This window comes from Cupriavidus sp. H18C1 (assembly GCF_049311595.1).
GTDB classification, from domain to species: Bacteria; Pseudomonadota; Gammaproteobacteria; order Burkholderiales; family Burkholderiaceae; genus Cupriavidus; species Cupriavidus cauae.
The window spans coordinates 3,178,243-3,195,139 of the sequence record NZ_CP186008.1; the positions used below are offsets into that span (position 1 = coordinate 3,178,243).

Genomic DNA, 16,897 nt, shown 5'->3' on the forward strand with positions numbered 1-16,897 from the left:
GCCCGGCAAAGCGAGCTAGCATACGAAAAAGGGGCCGGTGAACCGGCAGGCGGCCCGCACGACAAAGGGTAAAAGCAGGCGGAACAGCAGGCGATCGAGGTCGGTAAAAGAGCACGCGGCAGGAACAGCGGCAAAGCAGGCCGAGAACCAAGCGAAAAAAACGGCGAAGGAAGCGGCGGCGACGGTCCTCCGTCGCTCGTCCGGGACGAGGAGCCTTGCCCATGGATTTCACCCGCAGCATCGACGAGGACCGGCCGGCGCTGTTGCGCGCGGCCCCGGGGGCGGGCGCCACCACGGCGCTCGACTGGATGTGCGCCCAGTTCGCGCTGCGCGTGGTTTGCGCGCTCGGGCCGCGTTTCAATCTGCGCAGCAATATCAACGACGTGCTGACGGTCAGCGCGCAGGAACTGGTCTGGCCCTATGGCGTCGTGATGCGCGTGCAGCGGTTCCTCGCCGCGCGCTGCGCCGACATGCCGGCCTGGCGCGGCGCGGGCCGGCTGACTCCCGAGGAATTTCTCGAGCGGCACGGCCAGTGGAACAGCGCCTTCGACGAGGGGGGCGCTGTTCTATTACCTGGACGAGTACGTCAAGCACCATGCCAAGGACATGTTCACCGTGTTCGAGGTATCGGCGGCCGCGCTGGCGGCGCGGCTCGACGGCGAGCGCGTGCTGCTGGTCCGCAATATCGACATGCTCAGCCATGTGCTGGACCTGCCCGACCACGAGCGCAAGCTGCTGCTGTTCGCCGCGCTGGCCAAGTACAAGCGCGACCTGCGCGCGGTGATGGTCGACTGCAAGGTCGCGCACAGCCAGGAAGCCTTCCAGATCCTGGCCGGGCTGACCGGTGCCGCGCCGGCCCAGGTGGCGGCGTCGCTGCGGCCGGGCTCGCGGCTCGAGACGCTGAACCTGATCGAGCAGCCGCTCCCCGAGAACAGCGTGACCGACCTGGGCGACCTGATGCGGCTGTCGGACCGGCTGCTGCACGTGCTGCTCGGCAACTACGCCGACGAGGCCGAGATGATGGCGGTGTTCACGCGGCCGGCCGCGCCACCGACGCTGTCGAGCACGGACTATCCCCATGTCGAGAGCGACGCCCGCTATCTGACCGCGCTGCTGGCCAACGCCACGCGCCAGCATGCCGAGGGCGTCAACGTGCTGATCTACGGGCCGCCGGGCACCGGCAAGACCGAGTTTGCGCGGCTGCTGGCGCGCGAGGCTGGCTGCGAACTCTACGAGGTCGACTGCCTGGACCGCGACGGCAACAGCCTATCGGGCAAGGACCGCTATCGCTCGCTGCAGGTCTCGCAGGCCTTCCTGCGTGGTCGCGCCAATACCGCGCTGCTGTTCGACGAGGTCGAGGACGTGTTCCCCGGCTCGGCGCGCGAGCTGATGAGCCTGTTCGGGCAGGAGGACACGCGCGCCTCGGTCAACGGCAAGGCCTGGGTCAACCAGACGCTGGAGCGCAATCCGGTGCCGGTGATCTGGATCTCCAACTCGATCCGGCAGATCGATCCCGCCTATCTGCGCCGCTTCCAGTTCCATCTGGAGCTGCGCATTCCGCCGCCGCAGGTGCGCGAGAACATCATCCGCAAGCACCTTGGCGGACTGGCGGTCGACGATGCCTTTATCGCGTCGCTGGCGGCGCGCCGCACGCTGACGCCGGCACAGGTGCAATCGGCCGCGCGCTTCGTGCAGCTGGCCCAGCCCGGCATCGGCGAACCGGTCGAGACGCTGATCCTGCGCCAGCTCGAACACGCCGACCGCGCGATGGGCCTGCGGCCCGAAGCGGAGACGCGGCCCGTGGTCACGCATTACCGGCTCGATCGGCTCAACCTGGAAACGCGCTACCGGGTAGAGCGCATCATCGAGGCGCTGCAGGCGCGGCGCCGCGGCACGCTCTGTTTCTACGGCCCCCGGGTACCGGCAAGACCGCGCTGGCCGAACATATCGCCGCAGCGCTGGAGCTGCCGCTGATGATCCGGCGCGCCTCGGACCTGATGAGCAAGTACGTCGGCGAGACCGAGCAGCAGATCGCGGCGATGTTCGCGCGCGCCGAGGAAGACGGCGCGGTGCTGCTGCTCGACGAGGCCGACAGCTTCATGCAGAGGCCGCCAGCAGGCGGTGCGCAATTACGAGGTGTCCGAGGTCAACGAGATGCTGCAGGGGATGGAGCGGTTCAACGGCATCTTCGTCTGCACCACCAATCTGTTCGACCGGCTCGACGAGGCCGCCTTGCGCCGCTTCTCGTTCAAGATCCGCTTCATGCCGCTGCTGCCGGCGCAGCGCGAATCGATGTTCGTCGACGAGGCGCTCGACGGCGATGCCTCCGCGCTGGACGATGCGATGCGGCGCGAACTGGCCGCGCTCGACGGCCTGACGCCGGGCGACTTCGCCACCGTCAAGCGGCAATGCGCGTTGCTGGGCGAAGCGCTGACGCCCGACGAATTCCTCGCGCAGTTGCGCCAGGAGCATGCGGTCAAGCCGGAGGTGCGGGAGCGTCGTCCGCTGGGCTTCGTACGTTGATGTTGGGCAGGGGGGCGGGCAACGAGGCCCGCAACATGGCTGGCAACGAAGCAGGCAATGAAGCTGGCAACGAGGCTCGCAAAGAAGCAGCAGCGAGGCTCGCAACGAAGCAGGCACCAGCAGGGCAAGCAGCGCCCCGCCGTACCATCACAGCGAGATCGGCGCCGGTTCGATAACTACGGTTTCGGCCGCGGCATCGACATGCAGCAGCGCGCGCGCCATCCGGCGCAGATGCTCGGCGTCGCTGGTGGTGCAATAACGCGCCACCGCGATCGGATTTGCGCCACGTTCGACGCCTGTTTTCACGCCCGTATTCACACTCATTTCCGCGTCCGCCGCGAGGCCATGCTCGGCCAACTTGCGCTGCAATTGCCGCGCGACCGCGACGCCGGTATCGATCAGCGTCATCCGCTCGCCGATCAGCTCGCGCACGGTCTCGCTCAGGAAGGGATAGTGCGTGCAGCCGAGCACCAGCGTATCGGCACCGGCCTCGAGCATCGGCGCCAGGCAGGTCTGCAGCCGTTCGCGCACCTGCGGCCCGTCGACATCGCCTCGCTCGATGCGTGCCACCAGCCCGCCGCCGGGCTGGCAGACGAAGCGGCACTGGTCCTCGAGCGAATGCAGCAGCCGCGCGAACTTGTCGCTGGCCAGCGTATTGGCGGTGGCCAGCACGCCGACCACCTTGCTGCGGCTGGCCGCGACCGCCGGCTTCAATCCGGGCTCGACACCGACGATGGGCAAGGGCAGTCGCTCGCGCAGCGCCTGGATGCCGTGCGCGGTGGCCGTATTGCAGGCCACCACCAGCGCCTTGCAACCCTGCGCCGCCAGCCATTCGCAGGCCTGCAGCGTGCGCGCCTGCACGAAGGCCTGCGGCTTGTCGCCATAGGGCGCATAGCGCGAGTCGGCTAGATAGAGCAGGGTTTCGTGCGGCAGCAGCGCGCGGACCTCGCGCAGCACGGACAGGCCGCCGAGGCCGGAATCGAAGATGCCGATGGGGGGACGGGGACACGGGAGGGCGGTGTGTGCTCCCTCTCCCGTGCGGGAGAGGGCTGGGGGAGAGGGCTGGGAGGAGAACAGGCGGTGAATCGTACCGGGCGACCGCGTTCCGCTATCGCCCGGCAGCCACCGGCCTTAGACCGCCGCGACCGGAATCTTGCCGATCTTGGCCTGCCATTCCGCGGGGCCGGTCTTGTGCACCGAGGTGCCGCTGCTGTCGACCGCCACCGTGACCGGCATGTCCTTGACGTCGAACTCGTAGATCGCTTCCATGCCGAGGTCTTCGAAGGCCAGCACCTTGGCGCCGCGGATCGCCTTCGAGACCAGGTAGGCTGCGCCGCCGACCGCCATCAGGTACGCCGACTTGTGCTTCTGGATCGATTCGATCGCCACCGGGCCGCGCTCGGCCTTGCCGATCATTGCGATCAGGCCCGTCTGCGACAGCATGGTCTCGGTGAACTTGTCCATCCGCGTGGCGGTGGTGGGGCCGGCCGGGCCGACCACTTCGTCGCGCACCGGATCGACCGGGCCGACGTAGTAGATCACCCGGTTGGTGAAGTCGATCGGCAGCTTCTCGCCCTTGGCCAGCATGTCGGCGATGCGCTTGTGCGCGGCGTCGCGGCCGGTCAGCATCTTGCCGTTCAGCAGCAGCGTCTGGCCCGGCTTCCACGAGGCGACTTCCTCGGGCGTCAGCGTGTTCAGGTCGACGCGCTTGGACGTCTCGGTGTTCGGCGCCCACTCGACCTGCGGCCACTGCGACAGGTCCGGCGCTTCCAGCTTGGCCGGGCCGCTGCCGTCCAGCGTGAAATGCACGTGGCGGGTCGCCGCGCAGTTCGGGATCATCGCCACCGGCTTGGACGCGGCGTGCGTCGGCGCGGCCATGATCTTGACGTCCAGCACCGTGGCCAGGCCGCCCAGGCCCTGCGCCCCGATACCCAGCGCATTGACCTTCTCGTACAGCTCGACGCGCAGTTCCTCGATCCAGTCCTTCGGACCGCGGGCGATGATGTCCTGGATGTCGATCGATTCCATCAACGATTCCTTGGCCATCACCATCGCCTTCTCGGCGGTGCCGCCGATGCCGATGCCCAGCATGCCGGGCGGGCACCAGCCCGCGCCCATGGTCGGCACGGTCTTCAGCACCCAGTCGACGATCGAGTCGGACGGGTTCAGCATCACGAACTTGGACTTGTTCTCCGAGCCGCCGCCCTTGGCCGCGACCTGGATGTCGACCTTGTCGCCCGGCACGATCTCGTAGTGGATCACCGCGGGCGTGTTGTCCTTGGTGTTCTTGCGGCCGCCTTCGGGCGGATTGACGATCGAGGCGCGCAGCACGTTGTCGGGGTGGGTGTAGCCCCGGCGCACGCCTTCATTGATCATGTCGGTCAGGCTCATGGTGGCGCCGTCCCAGCGCACGTCCATGCCGACCTTGACGAAGACGGTCACGATGCCGGTGTCCTGGCAGATCGGGCGCTTGCCTTCGGCGCACATGCGGCTGTTGGTCAGAATCTGCGCGATCGCATCCTTGGCCGCGGGACTTTGCTCCAGCTCGTAGGCGCGGCCCAGGCTGGTGATGTAGTCCATCGGGTGGTAGTAGCTGATGTACTGCAGGGAGTCGGCGACGCTCTGGATCAGGTCTTCTTGCTTGATGACGGTCATGTCTTGTGGGGGAGGGCAGTCGGACAAAAGCTGACGAAAATTCCGCCCGGAATCATACACCCCCCTCGCAGGACCCGTCCCGGAGCCCGGCCGTCCGTCTGGCCTGGAATGTGGCGTAAATTCCATATCATGCGCGAATATCGGCCAAGAGCCGCGACATGCTGCGACATGCCCCGACATGGCGGCGCATAAAAAAACCGCGGCCGGAGCCGCGGTTTCAGGGCTGAAGCGATGCCGGCGTTGCCGACGGGCATGGGGCCGTCGGAGCCGCGGCACCGCCGGGGCGGGTCAGAGCCCCCGATCCTGCAGCGCCGGATGCGAGTGCGTGATCATCTTGTCGACCCACGCCATCGCGATCGCCGAGAACAGGAAGGCGACGTGGATCACCACCTGCCACATGATCGTATGGGTGTCGCGCTGCCCCGCGTCGATGAAGGTCTTGAGCAGGTGGATCGACGAGATGCCGATCAGCGCCATCGACAGCTTGACCTTCAGCACGCCGGCATTGACGTGGTCCAGCCATTCCGGCTCGTCCGGATGGTTGTCGATGCCCAGCCGCGACACGAAGGTCTCGTAGCCGCCGACGATCACCATGATCAGCAGGTTCGAGATCATCACCACGTCGATCAGGCCCAGCACCACCAGCATGATCTTGTTCTCGTCGTACTCGGTGACGTGGGCAAGCAGATGCCAGACCTCCATCAGGAAGTGATAGACGTAGACGCCTTGCGCGACGATCAGGCCCAGGTACAGCGGCAGCTGCAGCCAGCGCGAGGCGAAGATCAGACGGGGAATCGGCCGCATCCGTTGCGGCTCCGGCGATAAGTTCGATGCCATGGTGCTTGCGTAAGGGGGTTGCCTGGGGGTGTCCAGGGGTTGCGTAAGAGGTTACGAAAGAGCTTGCGCAACAGGTTCGTAAGAGCCTGCGCAGGAACGTTGCGCTGCCCGGTATGGCCGCACGACGTGCCGGCCGGCGCCCGATCGGACGACGCGGGGCGACGCCGGGCGACGCAAAGGCGGCGCGCCGGTCAGCGGCCGCGGGATTGTACCGTGGCGCCGTGTCCGGACTCGATGCCGGCGGCCTTGTCGCTGCTCTCGCCGCTGTCCCTGCTGTCGCCGCGTTGTGCGGCCGCCGCCCGCGCCAGCCTGCCCGGCCAGCTCGCCAGCGCGATGCCCGCCAGCACGCAGACCAGTGCGACGCCGTGTGCCCAGCCCGGCGTCTCGCCGAGGAACACGATGCCGTAGAGCGCCGCCGCGATCGGCAGCACCGAGGTGAACACGCCGGCCAGCTGCGCCGGCACATGGCGGATGCCCTTCATCCACAGCCAGAACGAGAACACGCTCGCCGACAGCGCGTACCACAGCACCATGGCCCACACATGCAACGGCACGGTCGTCGCATGGAAGTCGAGCAGCGGCACCAGCCCGAGCGGCAGCATCAGCAGGCCGCCGATCAGGTGCGTATAGGCGCAGATCTCGATCGCGGCCAGCGTCTGCGCCAGCCGCTTGGACAGGATCACGTAGATCGATTCGCAGACCACCGCGCCCATCACCATCAGGTTGCCGAGCAGCGCATCGTTGCCGCCGCCCCCTTGGTGGGCGCCCCGCGCGATATTGAGCACCGCGATGCCCGCCACCGCCAGCAGCACCGACAGCACGGTGCGGCGCGACAGCCGTTCGCGCAGCACCAGCCAGGACAGGATCGCCACGGTCGCGGGAATGGTGCTGGTGATGACGCCGGCGGACATCGCGCTGGTCAGCCGCACGCCGCCCAGCATCAGCAGCGTGAACAGGAAGGTCCCGAAGAAGGCCTGCAGGAACAGGTAGAACCACTCGCTTCGGGACACGCGGCGCATGCGCGCGGGGCGATACCACGGGGACAGGCAGACGATGGCGGCCACGAAGCGCAGCAGCGCGAACAGCAGGATCGGCACATGGGCCACGATCGCCTTGCCGAGGCCGACATTGCTGCCGACCAGCGCCATCGAGGCGGCCAGCAGCATGGCATTCAAAGGAATGGAAGGGGGCACGGTCGGATGGTCGGTGACACTTCGCGCGGTCGACGGCAGAAGGGCGGCAGAAGGGCGGCAGAAGGACGTCAGCGCGCGCCGCCGCACGCGCCGGGCGATTATAGCTGTGCTAGCCTTAAGGCTTAGGCTTCACATGCGGACGCCATGCGCGCAACGCCAAGCCGGCACCCATTGCTGCATCGCAATGCGCCTTCGGCCTGCACGACCGGAAAGGACGGGAACGGACGGCAAGGGAACAGCGTCAGGTTGCAGTAAGCCGCGCAGCGTAGCGTTGCGGCAAAAGTATCGAAGCCATTCCGGCCTTTCAGGAGACGAGCTATGTCCGCCATCGAATCGGTGATGCAAGAGCATCGCGTATTCCCCCCACCCGAATCGTTCGCCAAGAGCGCAGCCATTTCCGGCATGGACGCCTACCGCGCGCTGTGCGAAGAGGCCGAGCGCGACTACGAAGGCTTCTGGGCGCGCCATGCCCGCGAGCAGCTGGTCTGGGCCAAGCCCTTCACCAAGGTGCTGGACGAGAGCAACGCGCCGTTCTACAAGTGGTTCGAGGACGGCCAGCTGAACGCCTCGTACAACTGCCTGGAGCGCAATCTCGAGAACGGCAACGCCGACAAGGTCGCGATCGTGTTCGAGGCCGACGACGGCACGGTCACCCGGGTTACCTATCGCGAGCTGCATGCGCGCGTGTGCCAGCTGGCCAATGGCCTGAAGGCGCTGGGCATCGGCAAGGGCGACCGCGTCGTGATCTACATGCCGATGTCGATCGAGGGCGTCTGCGCGATGCAGGCCTGCGCCCGCATCGGCGCCACCCATTCGGTCGTGTTCGGCGGCTTCTCCGCCAAGTCGCTGCAGGAGCGGCTGGTCGACGTCGGCGCGGTCGCGCTGCTGACCGCCGACGAGCAGATGCGCGGCGGCAAGGCGCTGCCGCTGAAGGCGATCGCCGACGAGGCGCTGGCGCTCGGCGGCTGCGAGGCGGTCAGGCACGTGGTGGTCTATCGCCGCACCGGCGGCAAGGTCAACTGGGTCGAGGGCCGCGACCGCTGGCTCGACGAAGTCTGCGCGGGCCAGCCCGAGACCTGCGAGGCCGAGCCGGTCGATGCCGAGCATCCGCTGTTCGTGCTCTACACCTCGGGCTCGACCGGCAAGCCGAAGGGCGTGCAGCACAGCACCGGCGGCTATCTGCTGTGGGCCTTGATGACGATGAATTGGACCTTCGACATCAAGCCCGACGACCTGTACTGGTGTACCGCCGACATCGGCTGGGTCACCGGCCACACCTATATCGCCTACGGCCCGCTCGCCGCGGGGGGCGACCCAGCTGATGTTCGAGGGCATCCCGACCTATCCGAACGCCGGCCGCTTCTGGGACATGATCGCGCGCCACAAGGTCAGCGTGTTCTACACCGCGCCGACGGCGATCCGTTCGCTGATCAAGGCCGCCGAGGCCGACCAGGCCGTGCATCCGAAGCAGTACGACCTGTCGAGCCTGCGCCTGCTGGGCACCGTCGGCGAGCCGATCAATCCCGAAGCGTGGATGTGGTACCACGAGAATATCGGCCGCGGCCGCTGCCCGATCGTCGATACCTTCTGGCAGACCGAGACCGGCGGCCACATGATCACGCCGCTGCCGGGCGCGACGCCGCTGGTGCCGGGCTCGTGCACGCTGCCGCTGCCGGGCATCATGGCCGCGGTGGTCGACGAGACCGGCCAGGACGTGCCCAACGGCAGCGGCGGCATCCTGGTCGTCAAGCGTCCGTGGCCGGCGATGATCCGCACCATCTGGGGCGATCCCGAACGCTTCAAGAAGAGCTACTTCCCGCCCGAGCTCGGCGGCAAACTTTATCTCGCCGGCGACGGCGCGGTGCGCGACAAGGAGACCGGCTACTTCACCATCATGGGCCGCATCGACGACGTGCTGAACGTGTCGGGCCACCGCATGGGCACGATGGAGATCGAGTCGGCGCTGGTGGCCAACCCGATCGTCGCCGAGGCCGCCGTGGTGGGCCGTCCCGATGACACCACCGGCGAGGCCATCTGCGCCTTCGTGGTGCTCAAGCGCGCGCGTCCGAACGACGAGGAGGCCGTGCAGATCGCCAACGAACTGCGCAACTGGGTCGCCAAGGAGATCGGGCCGATCGCCAAGCCGAAGGACATCCGCTTCGGCGACAACCTGCCGAAGACGCGCTCGGGCAAGATCATGCGCCGCCTGCTGCGGTCGCTGGCCAAGAACGAGGAGATCACGCAGGACACCTCCACGCTGGAGAACCCGGCCATCCTCGAACAGCTGCGGCAGGCCAAGTAAGACCCGCCGCGCGAAGCGGGCGCCGTTGCCGCGGCGCCCGCTTCGCGTTTGATCGCCGCCTTCCTCGCTCCCGATTCCGCTCCCGCCCATGGCCCAAGCCCAGTCGCGCTTTCGCCGCCGGCTGCTGCTGTACTACGGCCTGTTCACGCTCGGACTGTTCGGCTTCATCGGCATGATGGGGCTGCTCGAGCAGTCCAACGCCGACGCGCTCTGGCTCGGCTACGTCTTCCTCTTCATCACCATCGCGATCTATGCCTGCATCGGGCTGATCTGCCGCACCGCCGACCTGCACGAATACTATGTCGCGGGCCGGCGCGTGCCCGCGATGTTCAACGGCATGGCGATCGCCGCCGACTGGATGAGCGCCGCGTCCTTCATCGGCCTGGCCGGCATCCTGTTCGCCTCGGGCTATGAGGGGCTGGCCTATGTGATGGGGTGGACCGGCGGCTACTGCCTGGTGGCCTTCCTGCTTGCGCCGTATCTGCGCAAGTACGGCGGCTACACGATTCCCGATTTCCTCGCCGCGCGCTACGGCAACGGCAAGCCGGGCGGCAACCTGCCGGTGCGCGGCATCGCGGTGCTGGCGGCCTCGCTGTGTTCCTTCGTCTATCTGGTCGCGCAGATCCAGGGCGTCGGGCTGGTGGTCACGCGCTTCATCGGCGTCGACTTCGCCGTCGGCGTGTTCTTCGGCCTCGCCGGCATCCTGGTCTGTTCGTTTCTCGGCGGCATGCGCGCGGTGACCTGGACGCAGGTCGCGCAGTACATCGTGATGATCGTCGCCTTCCTGACCACGGTGTCGATGATCGCCTGGAAGCATCATGGCGAGGCGGTGCCGCAGCTGGGCTACGGCACGGTGCTGACCGATGTCGCGCAGCGCGAGCGCGAGCTGCTGCGCGATCCGGGCGAGCTCGCCGTGCGCGAACACTACCGGCAGCAGGCGATCGAGCTGCAGGAGCGCATCGCGCGGCTGCCGCAGTCCTTCGACGAGGTGCGCGACGGGCTCAATGCGCGGCTGCTGGAGCTGCGCGCCCGCAATGCGCCGCTGCGCGAGATCAAGGCGGTCGAGCGCGAGCGCGCCGACTATCCGGCGGACCCGGCGGCGGCCCTGCAGCAATGGACGCAGCAGCGCGAAGACGCGCTGGCGCGCAGCCAGCCGCCGGTGCCCGCCACCGAGCCCTATCCGTCGCCATCCGAGGCGGAGCGCAAGACCGAGCGGCTGAACTTCGTGCTGCTGACCTTCTGCCTGATGCTCGGTACCGCGAGCCTGCCGCATATCCTGACGCGGCTCTACACCACGCCGTCGGTCAAGGAAAGCCGAAATTCGGTGGCCTGGGCGGTGTTCTTCATCGCGCTGCTGTACGTCAGCGCGCCCACGCTGGCGGCGCTGGTCAAGTACCAGTTCCTGCATCATCTGGTGGGCACGCCCTATGCCGATCTGCCGGCGTGGGTCATGCAATGGCGGCGCATCGACCCGCCGGTGTTCGGCATCCGCGATGTCAATGGCGACGGCATCGTGCAGTGGGCCGAGGTGATGATCCAGCCCGACATGATCGTGCTGGCCGCGCCGGAAATCGCCGGACTGCCTTACGTGATTTCCGGGCTGGTCGCCGCCGGCGCGCTGGCCGCGGCGCTGTCGACCGCCGACGGGCTGCTGCTGACGATCGCCAACGCGCTGTCGCACGACGTCTTCTATCACATGGTCGATCGCGGCGCGAGCCAGCAGCGGCGCGTGACCACCGCCAAGATCCTGCTGCTGGGCGTGGCCCTGTTCGCGGCCTACGTGACCTCGCTGCGGCCCGGCAACATCCTGTTCCTGGTCGGCGCGGCGTTCTCGCTGGCGGCGTCCAGCTTCTTCCCGGTGCTGGTGCTGGCGATCTTCTGGAAGCGCACCACCGCGGCCGGCGCCTTCGCCGGCATGCTGGCGGGGCTGTCGGTGTCGATCTACTACATCTTCGTCAACTACCCGTTCTTCACGCGGATGACCGGCATCTTCGGCGACCGCTGGTTCGGCGTCGATCCGATCGCCTCGGGCGCCTTCGGCGTGCCGGCCGGGTTTGCGGTCGCCATCGTGGTCAGCCTGCTGACGCGGCGCAATGCGCCGGTGATCGACCGGCTGGTGACCTATCTGCGCAAGGGCTAGCGCTCGCGCAGCGCCTCCGCGGCGCGGTTCAGCGGTTTGACCAGGTAGTCCATCACGGTGCGGCGGCCGGTGCGGATCTCCGCGGTCGCCACCATGCCCGGCAGGATCGGATGGCGCTTGCCGTCCTTGGTCTCCAGGAACGCATGCTGGGTCAGCACGTAGACGCGGTAGTAGTAGATGCGCCGGTCGACCTGGTCCTCGATGGTGTCGGGCGAGATGCGGTCCACCCTGGCCGGCAGCGTGCCGTAGATCGACGGCTCGAACGCGGTGATCTTGACCGTGGCCTCCTGGTTCGGATGGATGAAGGCGATGTCGCGCGGCGACAGCCGCGCCTCGATCAGCAGCTGGTCGCCCAGCGGCACGATCTCCATCAGCACACCGCCCGGCGTGATCACGCCGCCGATGGTCGAGACGCGGATGTCCTTGACGATGCCGCGCGCCGGCGAGGTGATCGCCGTGCGACGCAGCTGGTCGGCGCGTCCCTCGCGCACCTTCAGCAGCGGGCCCAGGTCCGCCATCGTCTTGGCGTAGTCGGCTTTCAGCGCGACGTAGTACTCGCTCTGCGTCGAGTCCAGCTTGGTGGCGAACTCGGCCACCTTCTGCCGCAGCCGCAGGATCTCCACCTCGTTGGTGGCGCCGGTGCGCAGCAGCGGCAGCGCGATCTGCAGCTCCTGCTCGGCCAGGCGCAGCTGCTGGCGCAGGTTGGCGAGGTTCTCGCGGAAGGCGCGGCGGTTGGCGACGAACAGCTGCCGCTCGCGCTCGACCACGGCGGTATCGCGCGCCAGCTCGGCGGGGAAGGCCACGGCGTCGGCGTCGTTCATTTCCGCATGCAGCCGCGCGGCCCGCGCCTGCAGCGCGGCGATGCGCTCCAGCGTCTCCTCCATCGACGAGCGCGCCTGCACCGGGTCCAGCGTGGCCAGCTGCTGGCCGGCCTCGACCACGTCGCCTTCGCGCACCGCCAGTTCGGCCAGGATGCCGCCCTCCAGGCTCTGGATGATCTGGCCCTTGGAGGCGGGGGTGACCTTGCCTTCGCCGACCGCCACTTCGTCCAGGCTGGCGAAGGCCGACCACAGCAGGAAGGCGGCGATCGCGCCGATGCCCAGCCACAGCAGCAGGCGCGCGCCGCCGGCGCCGTCTTCGAATCGTGCACGCATCGAGATCTTGTCCATGGGGCTACTCCGCGGCCGGGGCCGCCTGGGCGGGGGCCGGTGACGATGGTTGCGCGGATGCTTGCGTCGAGGGTTGCGCGGAGGGTTGCATCGGCGGTTGTGCCGAAGCCTGTGCGGACGCTTGTGCGGACGGTTGTGCCGGTGCCGGCGACGCCGCCGGCCGTGGCGACGCCGTGCGCTTGAGCGCGGCCAGCACCTCGTCCTTCGGCCCGTCGCGCACGATGCGCCCGCGGTCGACCACGATGATGCGGTCGACCAGCGACAGCACCGGATAGCGATGCGTCGCCACGATCAGCGTGCGCCGGCCCATCCATTGCCGCATCCGCTCGATCACCGCGAGCTCGGTGCCCTCGTCGAGCGACGCGGTGGGTTCATCCAGCAGCAGCACCTGCGGGTCGCGCAGGAAGGTGCGGGCGAGGACCAGCACCTGCTTCTGGCCGCCGGACAGGCCAAGCCCGTTCTCCCGGATGCGCAGGTCCAGCCCATGCGGCTGGTTCAGCAGCAGCTGGTCGGCGCAGGCGATCCGCAGCGCGCGCAGCAGCTGCTCGTCGGTGGCGAGCGGATTGGCGATCAAGAGGTTGTCGCGCAGCGTGCCGTAGAAGGGGCTCGATTCCTGCAGCACGCTGCCGATGTCGCGGCGGATGTCGGCGACATCGATCAGCTCCATCGGCGTGTCGTCGAGCACGATGCGGCCCTGCGTCGGCGAGGCCAGCCCGCCCGCGAGCCGCAGCAGCGTCGACTTGCCGGCGCCGACGCGCCCCAGGATCGCGATGCGCTCGCCCGGCGCGATGCGCAGCTGCGGAATCGTCAGCACCGGCCTTTCCTGCGGGTCGAAGCTGAAGGCCACGTTCTCGAAGCGATAGCCGCCACGCAGCACGGGCTTGTGATAGGCGTCCTTGTCCGGATCGTGGTCCACTGGCAGCCGCAGCAGCTCGTCCAGCGCCTTCTTGCCGACGCGCGCATTCTGGATGCGGCCCAGTACCGCCGGAATCTGCGCCAGCGGCGCGATGGTCCGGCTGGTCAGGATCGAGCAGGCCAGCACCGCGCCAAAGGAAAGCGTGCCGTCGAGGATGCCGTAGACGCCGGCGATCACCACGCCGACATAGGCGACCTGCTGCACCGTCTGCGACACGTTGACCAGCAGCCCGGCGATCCAGCGCTGCTTCAGGCCGATCTCGCCGTTGACGTGGTTGGCCTGGTCCCACAGTCCCCGAAAACGCGGCTCGGCCTGCAGCGACTTGATGTCCTCGGCGCGGTAGATCGATTCCATCAGGATCGCATTGCGCAGCGCGGCCTCGGCCATCCCTTCGCGCGACAGCCGGGCCAGCGGTATCTGCGCCAGCAGCCCCGGCAGGATCAGCAGCGGAATCGCGGCCAGCGGAATCACCACCAGCCAGCCGCCCAGCACCCAGATGATGAACAGGAAGGCGGCGACGAAGGGCAGGTCGATCAGCACCCCCAGCGTGCTTGAGGTCAGCAGCTCGCGCAGCTGTTCCAGGTCGCGCAGCTGCGCGATCAGCGTGCCGGGCGAGCGCGGCCGCGCATCGTTGCGGATATCGAGCACGCGGGCGAAGAACATCGCCGACAGCTTCATGTCGACGCGCTTGCCGAAATGGTCGGTGATGGAGACGCGCGCGGTGCGGATCAGCAGCTCCAGCGCCAGCGCGAGCGCCACGCCCGAGGCCAGCACCCATAGCGTATGCAGCGAGCGCGCCGGCACCACGCGGTCCCACACCTGCATCGCGAACAGCGAGGTGCCGACCGCCAGCAGGTTGCCGAACAGCGACCCCAGGCCGAGGTCGAGCATGGTGCGCCAGTGCGCGGTGAAGATGCCGGTCAGCCACGAGTCCGGCGCCGCGCGCAGATAGGCATCGAGCCGGTCGCCGCGGCGGGCGGCGCGCGCCTGCACCAGCAGCAGCTGACCGCTCGCCTCGCGCGCCAGCGCGTCCAGCGTCAGGCTGCGCTCGACCGGCTTGCCGTCGAGCGGCAGCAGCAGCGTGGCCACGCCGTTGACCACGGCGATCACCATGCCGACCTGCCGGCCCAGCGGCACCAGCACCGGCAGCATCACCGGCGACAGCGAGGCGGGCGGCACCTCGACGAATTGCGCGGACAGGCCGGCCGAGGCGGCCAGCTCGACGATGGCGGTCTCGCGCTGCGCCTCGCCGCTCCCGCTCCACGCCGCGGCATTGCGCAGCTGCTCGGGCGAGGCCTGCACGTTGAGCCGCCGCGCGGCCAGCAGCATCGCATCGATCCATGGCTGCAGCGTGGCATCGGCCCCTGGCGCGGCATGCTGCGAAGGCGCTGGCGGTGGCGTCTGCGGTGGCGCTGGAGGCGGCGTCTGCGGGGACTGCCCGGCGGCCTGCGCCAGCGCGCTCACTGGAGTGGGGTCATTCATCGCGTGCGCCTTCCTGCTGCCGCAGCAGCTCCACGAACTTGCCGACCGCGGCATACGCCTTGATGCGGGCGCGGATGCCGTCGGCCATGGCGTTGATCCATTCTTCCTCGGCGAGGAAGATCTCGCGGTCGCGCGTGATCACCTCGGTCAGCGAGCGCTTGTTCAGCATGTATTCCTGCCAGTACAGATTGCGCGACGAGCGCGACAGCTCGATCACGTTGCGGTAGCTGGCGAGCCGCGCGGCCGCGCCTTCCGCTTCGGTCTGCGCCGCGTACAGCGCGGTGCGCGTGCGCAGCCGCTGGTTCTCCAGCGCATCGGCGGCGGCGCGCCCCTGCGCCTGCGCGGCGGCGATGCGGTGCTGGGCCAGCCGGCCCAGCGAGAAGTCGCCGCGGATCGACAGGCCGACCCAGGTGTCGTCGTTGGCATTGGCGCGTCCGGTCGACAGCGAGCGGCTGACGCCGACGCTGACCGAGGGATAGCGCTCGGCCTTGGCCAGGTCGACATTGGCCGCGGCGGCATCGACGGCGGCGCGCGCCGCCAGCACCGACGGCGTGTCGTCGATCTGGTCGTCCCGTCCGCCGCCGCCGTCGCGCGTGATCCGCTCGATCACGCCGCCGGTGTTGGCCAGGTCCGCCACCTGCTGCGGACGCGCGCCGATCAGCTCGGCCAGCTTGGTGGCGGCGACATCGAAGCGGTTGCGGGCCTTCAGCACCTCGGCGCTGGCGCGTAGCGTGGCCACCTCCGCGAGGTCCCGGTCGGACGACACCGACAGTCCCGCCCGCACGCGCTCGCCGATGCGGGCGCGCGTCTCGTTCATCGATTCCACCTGCCGTTGCGCGGCGGCGATCACCGCCTGGCTGGCGGCCAGTTCGACGAAGGTGTCGGCGGTATTGGCCGCCACCGTCTCGACGGTATCGGCCAGCTGATGCTGGCTCTTGCCGAGATTGGCGTCGGCCGCCGAGACCTTGCTGCGGGTGCGGCCGAAGTCGTAGAGCAGCTGGCTGGCGCCGACCGAGGCGCGCGAGCCGAGATCGTTGCCGCCGCTGCCGAAGCTGCCGCCATAGCCGGGCTGCACGCCGTATTCGATCTTCGGATACCAGGCGGCCTTGGCGACCGAGATCTCGGAGAGGTTCTGCGTGACCACCGCGTTGGCGCGGCTGATGTCGGGATGGCGCGCTATCGCGATGCCGACCGCGTTGCGCAGCGTCAGGCCGTCGAGGGCGATGCGTTGCGGCGTCGAGGGGACTGGCATGCGGTCAGCGCTCGCCAGGGGCGTGGCAGTCGAAGCGGTATAGGGCGCGGCCGATGCCGGCCCGGAGCAGGGCAGGACCACCAGCATGGCGAGCGCGGCAACAACGGACAGCGTCGCCGATGGAGGCGGGGTTCGCAGCGTGTCCCCGACGGAAGGCCGGGAAAGGAGCGGGCGCTGCCGGGTCCGCGCTCCGTGGAAAAAAGGGCCACGATGGATCTCAACAATGTCGGTTTCACGAAATCACCACGGTCCGCGGTGAAGGCTTTGACATGTGGCCACGCATCGGTCGCGAGGCAGCGTCGCGGCCGACGGGGTGTTGCGGGGTGGTTCGATGCGGTGGGGCGGGTCTCCCGGTTGTGCTCAAGAGGTGGTGAGAGCGTGGTCAGAGCGTGTTCGGAACGCGGTGAGAACGCGGTGAGAAAGCGTCT

General features: G+C 68.5%; 8 protein-coding genes and 2 pseudogenes. 3 read left to right on the forward strand and 7 right to left on the reverse strand.

Features of this window, described 5'->3' with window-relative positions:
* Window positions 1-221: 221 nt before the first annotated feature.
* A pseudogene (locus tag OJJOAM_RS14710) lies at window positions 222-2,523 on the forward strand (AAA family ATPase).
* A gap of 147 nt (window positions 2,524-2,670) precedes the next feature.
* Here the strand turns inward: OJJOAM_RS14710 and murI are convergent.
* From murI to OJJOAM_RS14730, 4 genes are all read right to left on the reverse strand, one after another.
* Window positions 2,671-3,480 (reverse strand): glutamate racemase, encoded by an 810-nt coding sequence (gene murI, locus OJJOAM_RS14715; protein ID WP_422648377.1) that lies wholly within the window; start codon window positions 3,478-3,480, stop codon window positions 2,671-2,673.
* A 174-nt stretch (window positions 3,481-3,654) separates the two neighbouring features.
* The gene (locus OJJOAM_RS14720; RefSeq protein ID WP_422648378.1) at window positions 3,655-5,178 is read right to left on the reverse strand and encodes a fumarate hydratase; all 1,524 of its coding nucleotides are present in this window, start codon (window positions 5,176-5,178) and stop codon (window positions 3,655-3,657) included.
* Window positions 5,179-5,466: 288 nt separating this feature from the next.
* On the reverse strand, window positions 5,467-6,015 hold the full coding sequence (locus tag OJJOAM_RS14725) for a TIGR00645 family protein (RefSeq protein WP_149317060.1): 549 nt from the start codon (window positions 6,013-6,015) through the stop codon (window positions 5,467-5,469).
* Between the two features lie 191 nt (window positions 6,016-6,206).
* Window positions 6,207-7,181 (reverse strand): DMT family transporter, encoded by a 975-nt coding sequence (locus OJJOAM_RS14730; protein ID WP_422648379.1) that lies wholly within the window; start codon window positions 7,179-7,181, stop codon window positions 6,207-6,209.
* 345 nt (window positions 7,182-7,526) lie between these two features.
* Here OJJOAM_RS14730 and acs point away from each other — a divergent pair.
* Window positions 7,527-9,510, forward strand: a pseudogene (gene acs / locus OJJOAM_RS14735) (acetate--CoA ligase).
* 88 nt (window positions 9,511-9,598) lie between these two features.
* A complete protein-coding gene (locus tag OJJOAM_RS14740; protein WP_422648380.1) occupies window positions 9,599-11,650 on the forward strand; it encodes a sodium:solute symporter family protein in 2,052 nt (683 codons plus the stop codon).
* On the opposite strand, the gene OJJOAM_RS14745 is transcribed toward OJJOAM_RS14740, so the two are convergent.
* The 3 genes from OJJOAM_RS14745 to OJJOAM_RS14755 all read right to left on the reverse strand — a co-directional run bounded on the left by OJJOAM_RS14745 (window position 11,647) and on the right by OJJOAM_RS14755 (window position 16,607).
* Window positions 11,647-12,819 (reverse strand): HlyD family efflux transporter periplasmic adaptor subunit, encoded by a 1,173-nt coding sequence (locus OJJOAM_RS14745; protein ID WP_422648381.1) that lies wholly within the window; start codon window positions 12,817-12,819, stop codon window positions 11,647-11,649. The genes OJJOAM_RS14740 and OJJOAM_RS14745 overlap by 4 nt on opposite strands.
* A gap of 4 nt (window positions 12,820-12,823) precedes the next feature.
* A complete protein-coding gene (locus OJJOAM_RS14750; protein WP_422649606.1) occupies window positions 12,824-15,064 on the reverse strand; it encodes a type I secretion system permease/ATPase in 2,241 nt (746 codons plus the stop codon).
* A 145-nt stretch (window positions 15,065-15,209) separates the two neighbouring features.
* A complete protein-coding gene (locus tag OJJOAM_RS14755; protein ID WP_422649607.1) occupies window positions 15,210-16,607 on the reverse strand; it encodes a TolC family protein in 1,398 nt (465 codons plus the stop codon).
* Window positions 16,608-16,897 lie beyond the last annotated feature (290 nt).

Coding starts and splice junctions, on each gene's coding strand:
- OJJOAM_RS14720 (WP_422648378.1), bottom strand. CDS start 5,178: ATGACCGTCATCAAGCAAGAAGACCTGATCCAGAGCGTCGCCGACTCC.
- OJJOAM_RS14725 (WP_149317060.1), bottom strand. CDS start 6,015: ATGGCATCGAACTTATCGCCGGAGCCGCAACGGATGCGGCCGATTCCC.
- OJJOAM_RS14730 (WP_422648379.1), bottom strand. CDS start 7,181: ATGCTGCTGGCCGCCTCGATGGCGCTGGTCGGCAGCAATGTCGGCCTC.
- OJJOAM_RS14740 (WP_422648380.1), top strand. CDS start 9,599: ATGGCCCAAGCCCAGTCGCGCTTTCGCCGCCGGCTGCTGCTGTACTAC.
- OJJOAM_RS14745 (WP_422648381.1), bottom strand. CDS start 12,819: ATGGACAAGATCTCGATGCGTGCACGATTCGAAGACGGCGCCGGCGGC.
- OJJOAM_RS14750 (WP_422649606.1), bottom strand. CDS start 15,064: ATGCTGCTGGCCGCGCGGCGGCTCAACGTGCAGGCCTCGCCCGAGCAG.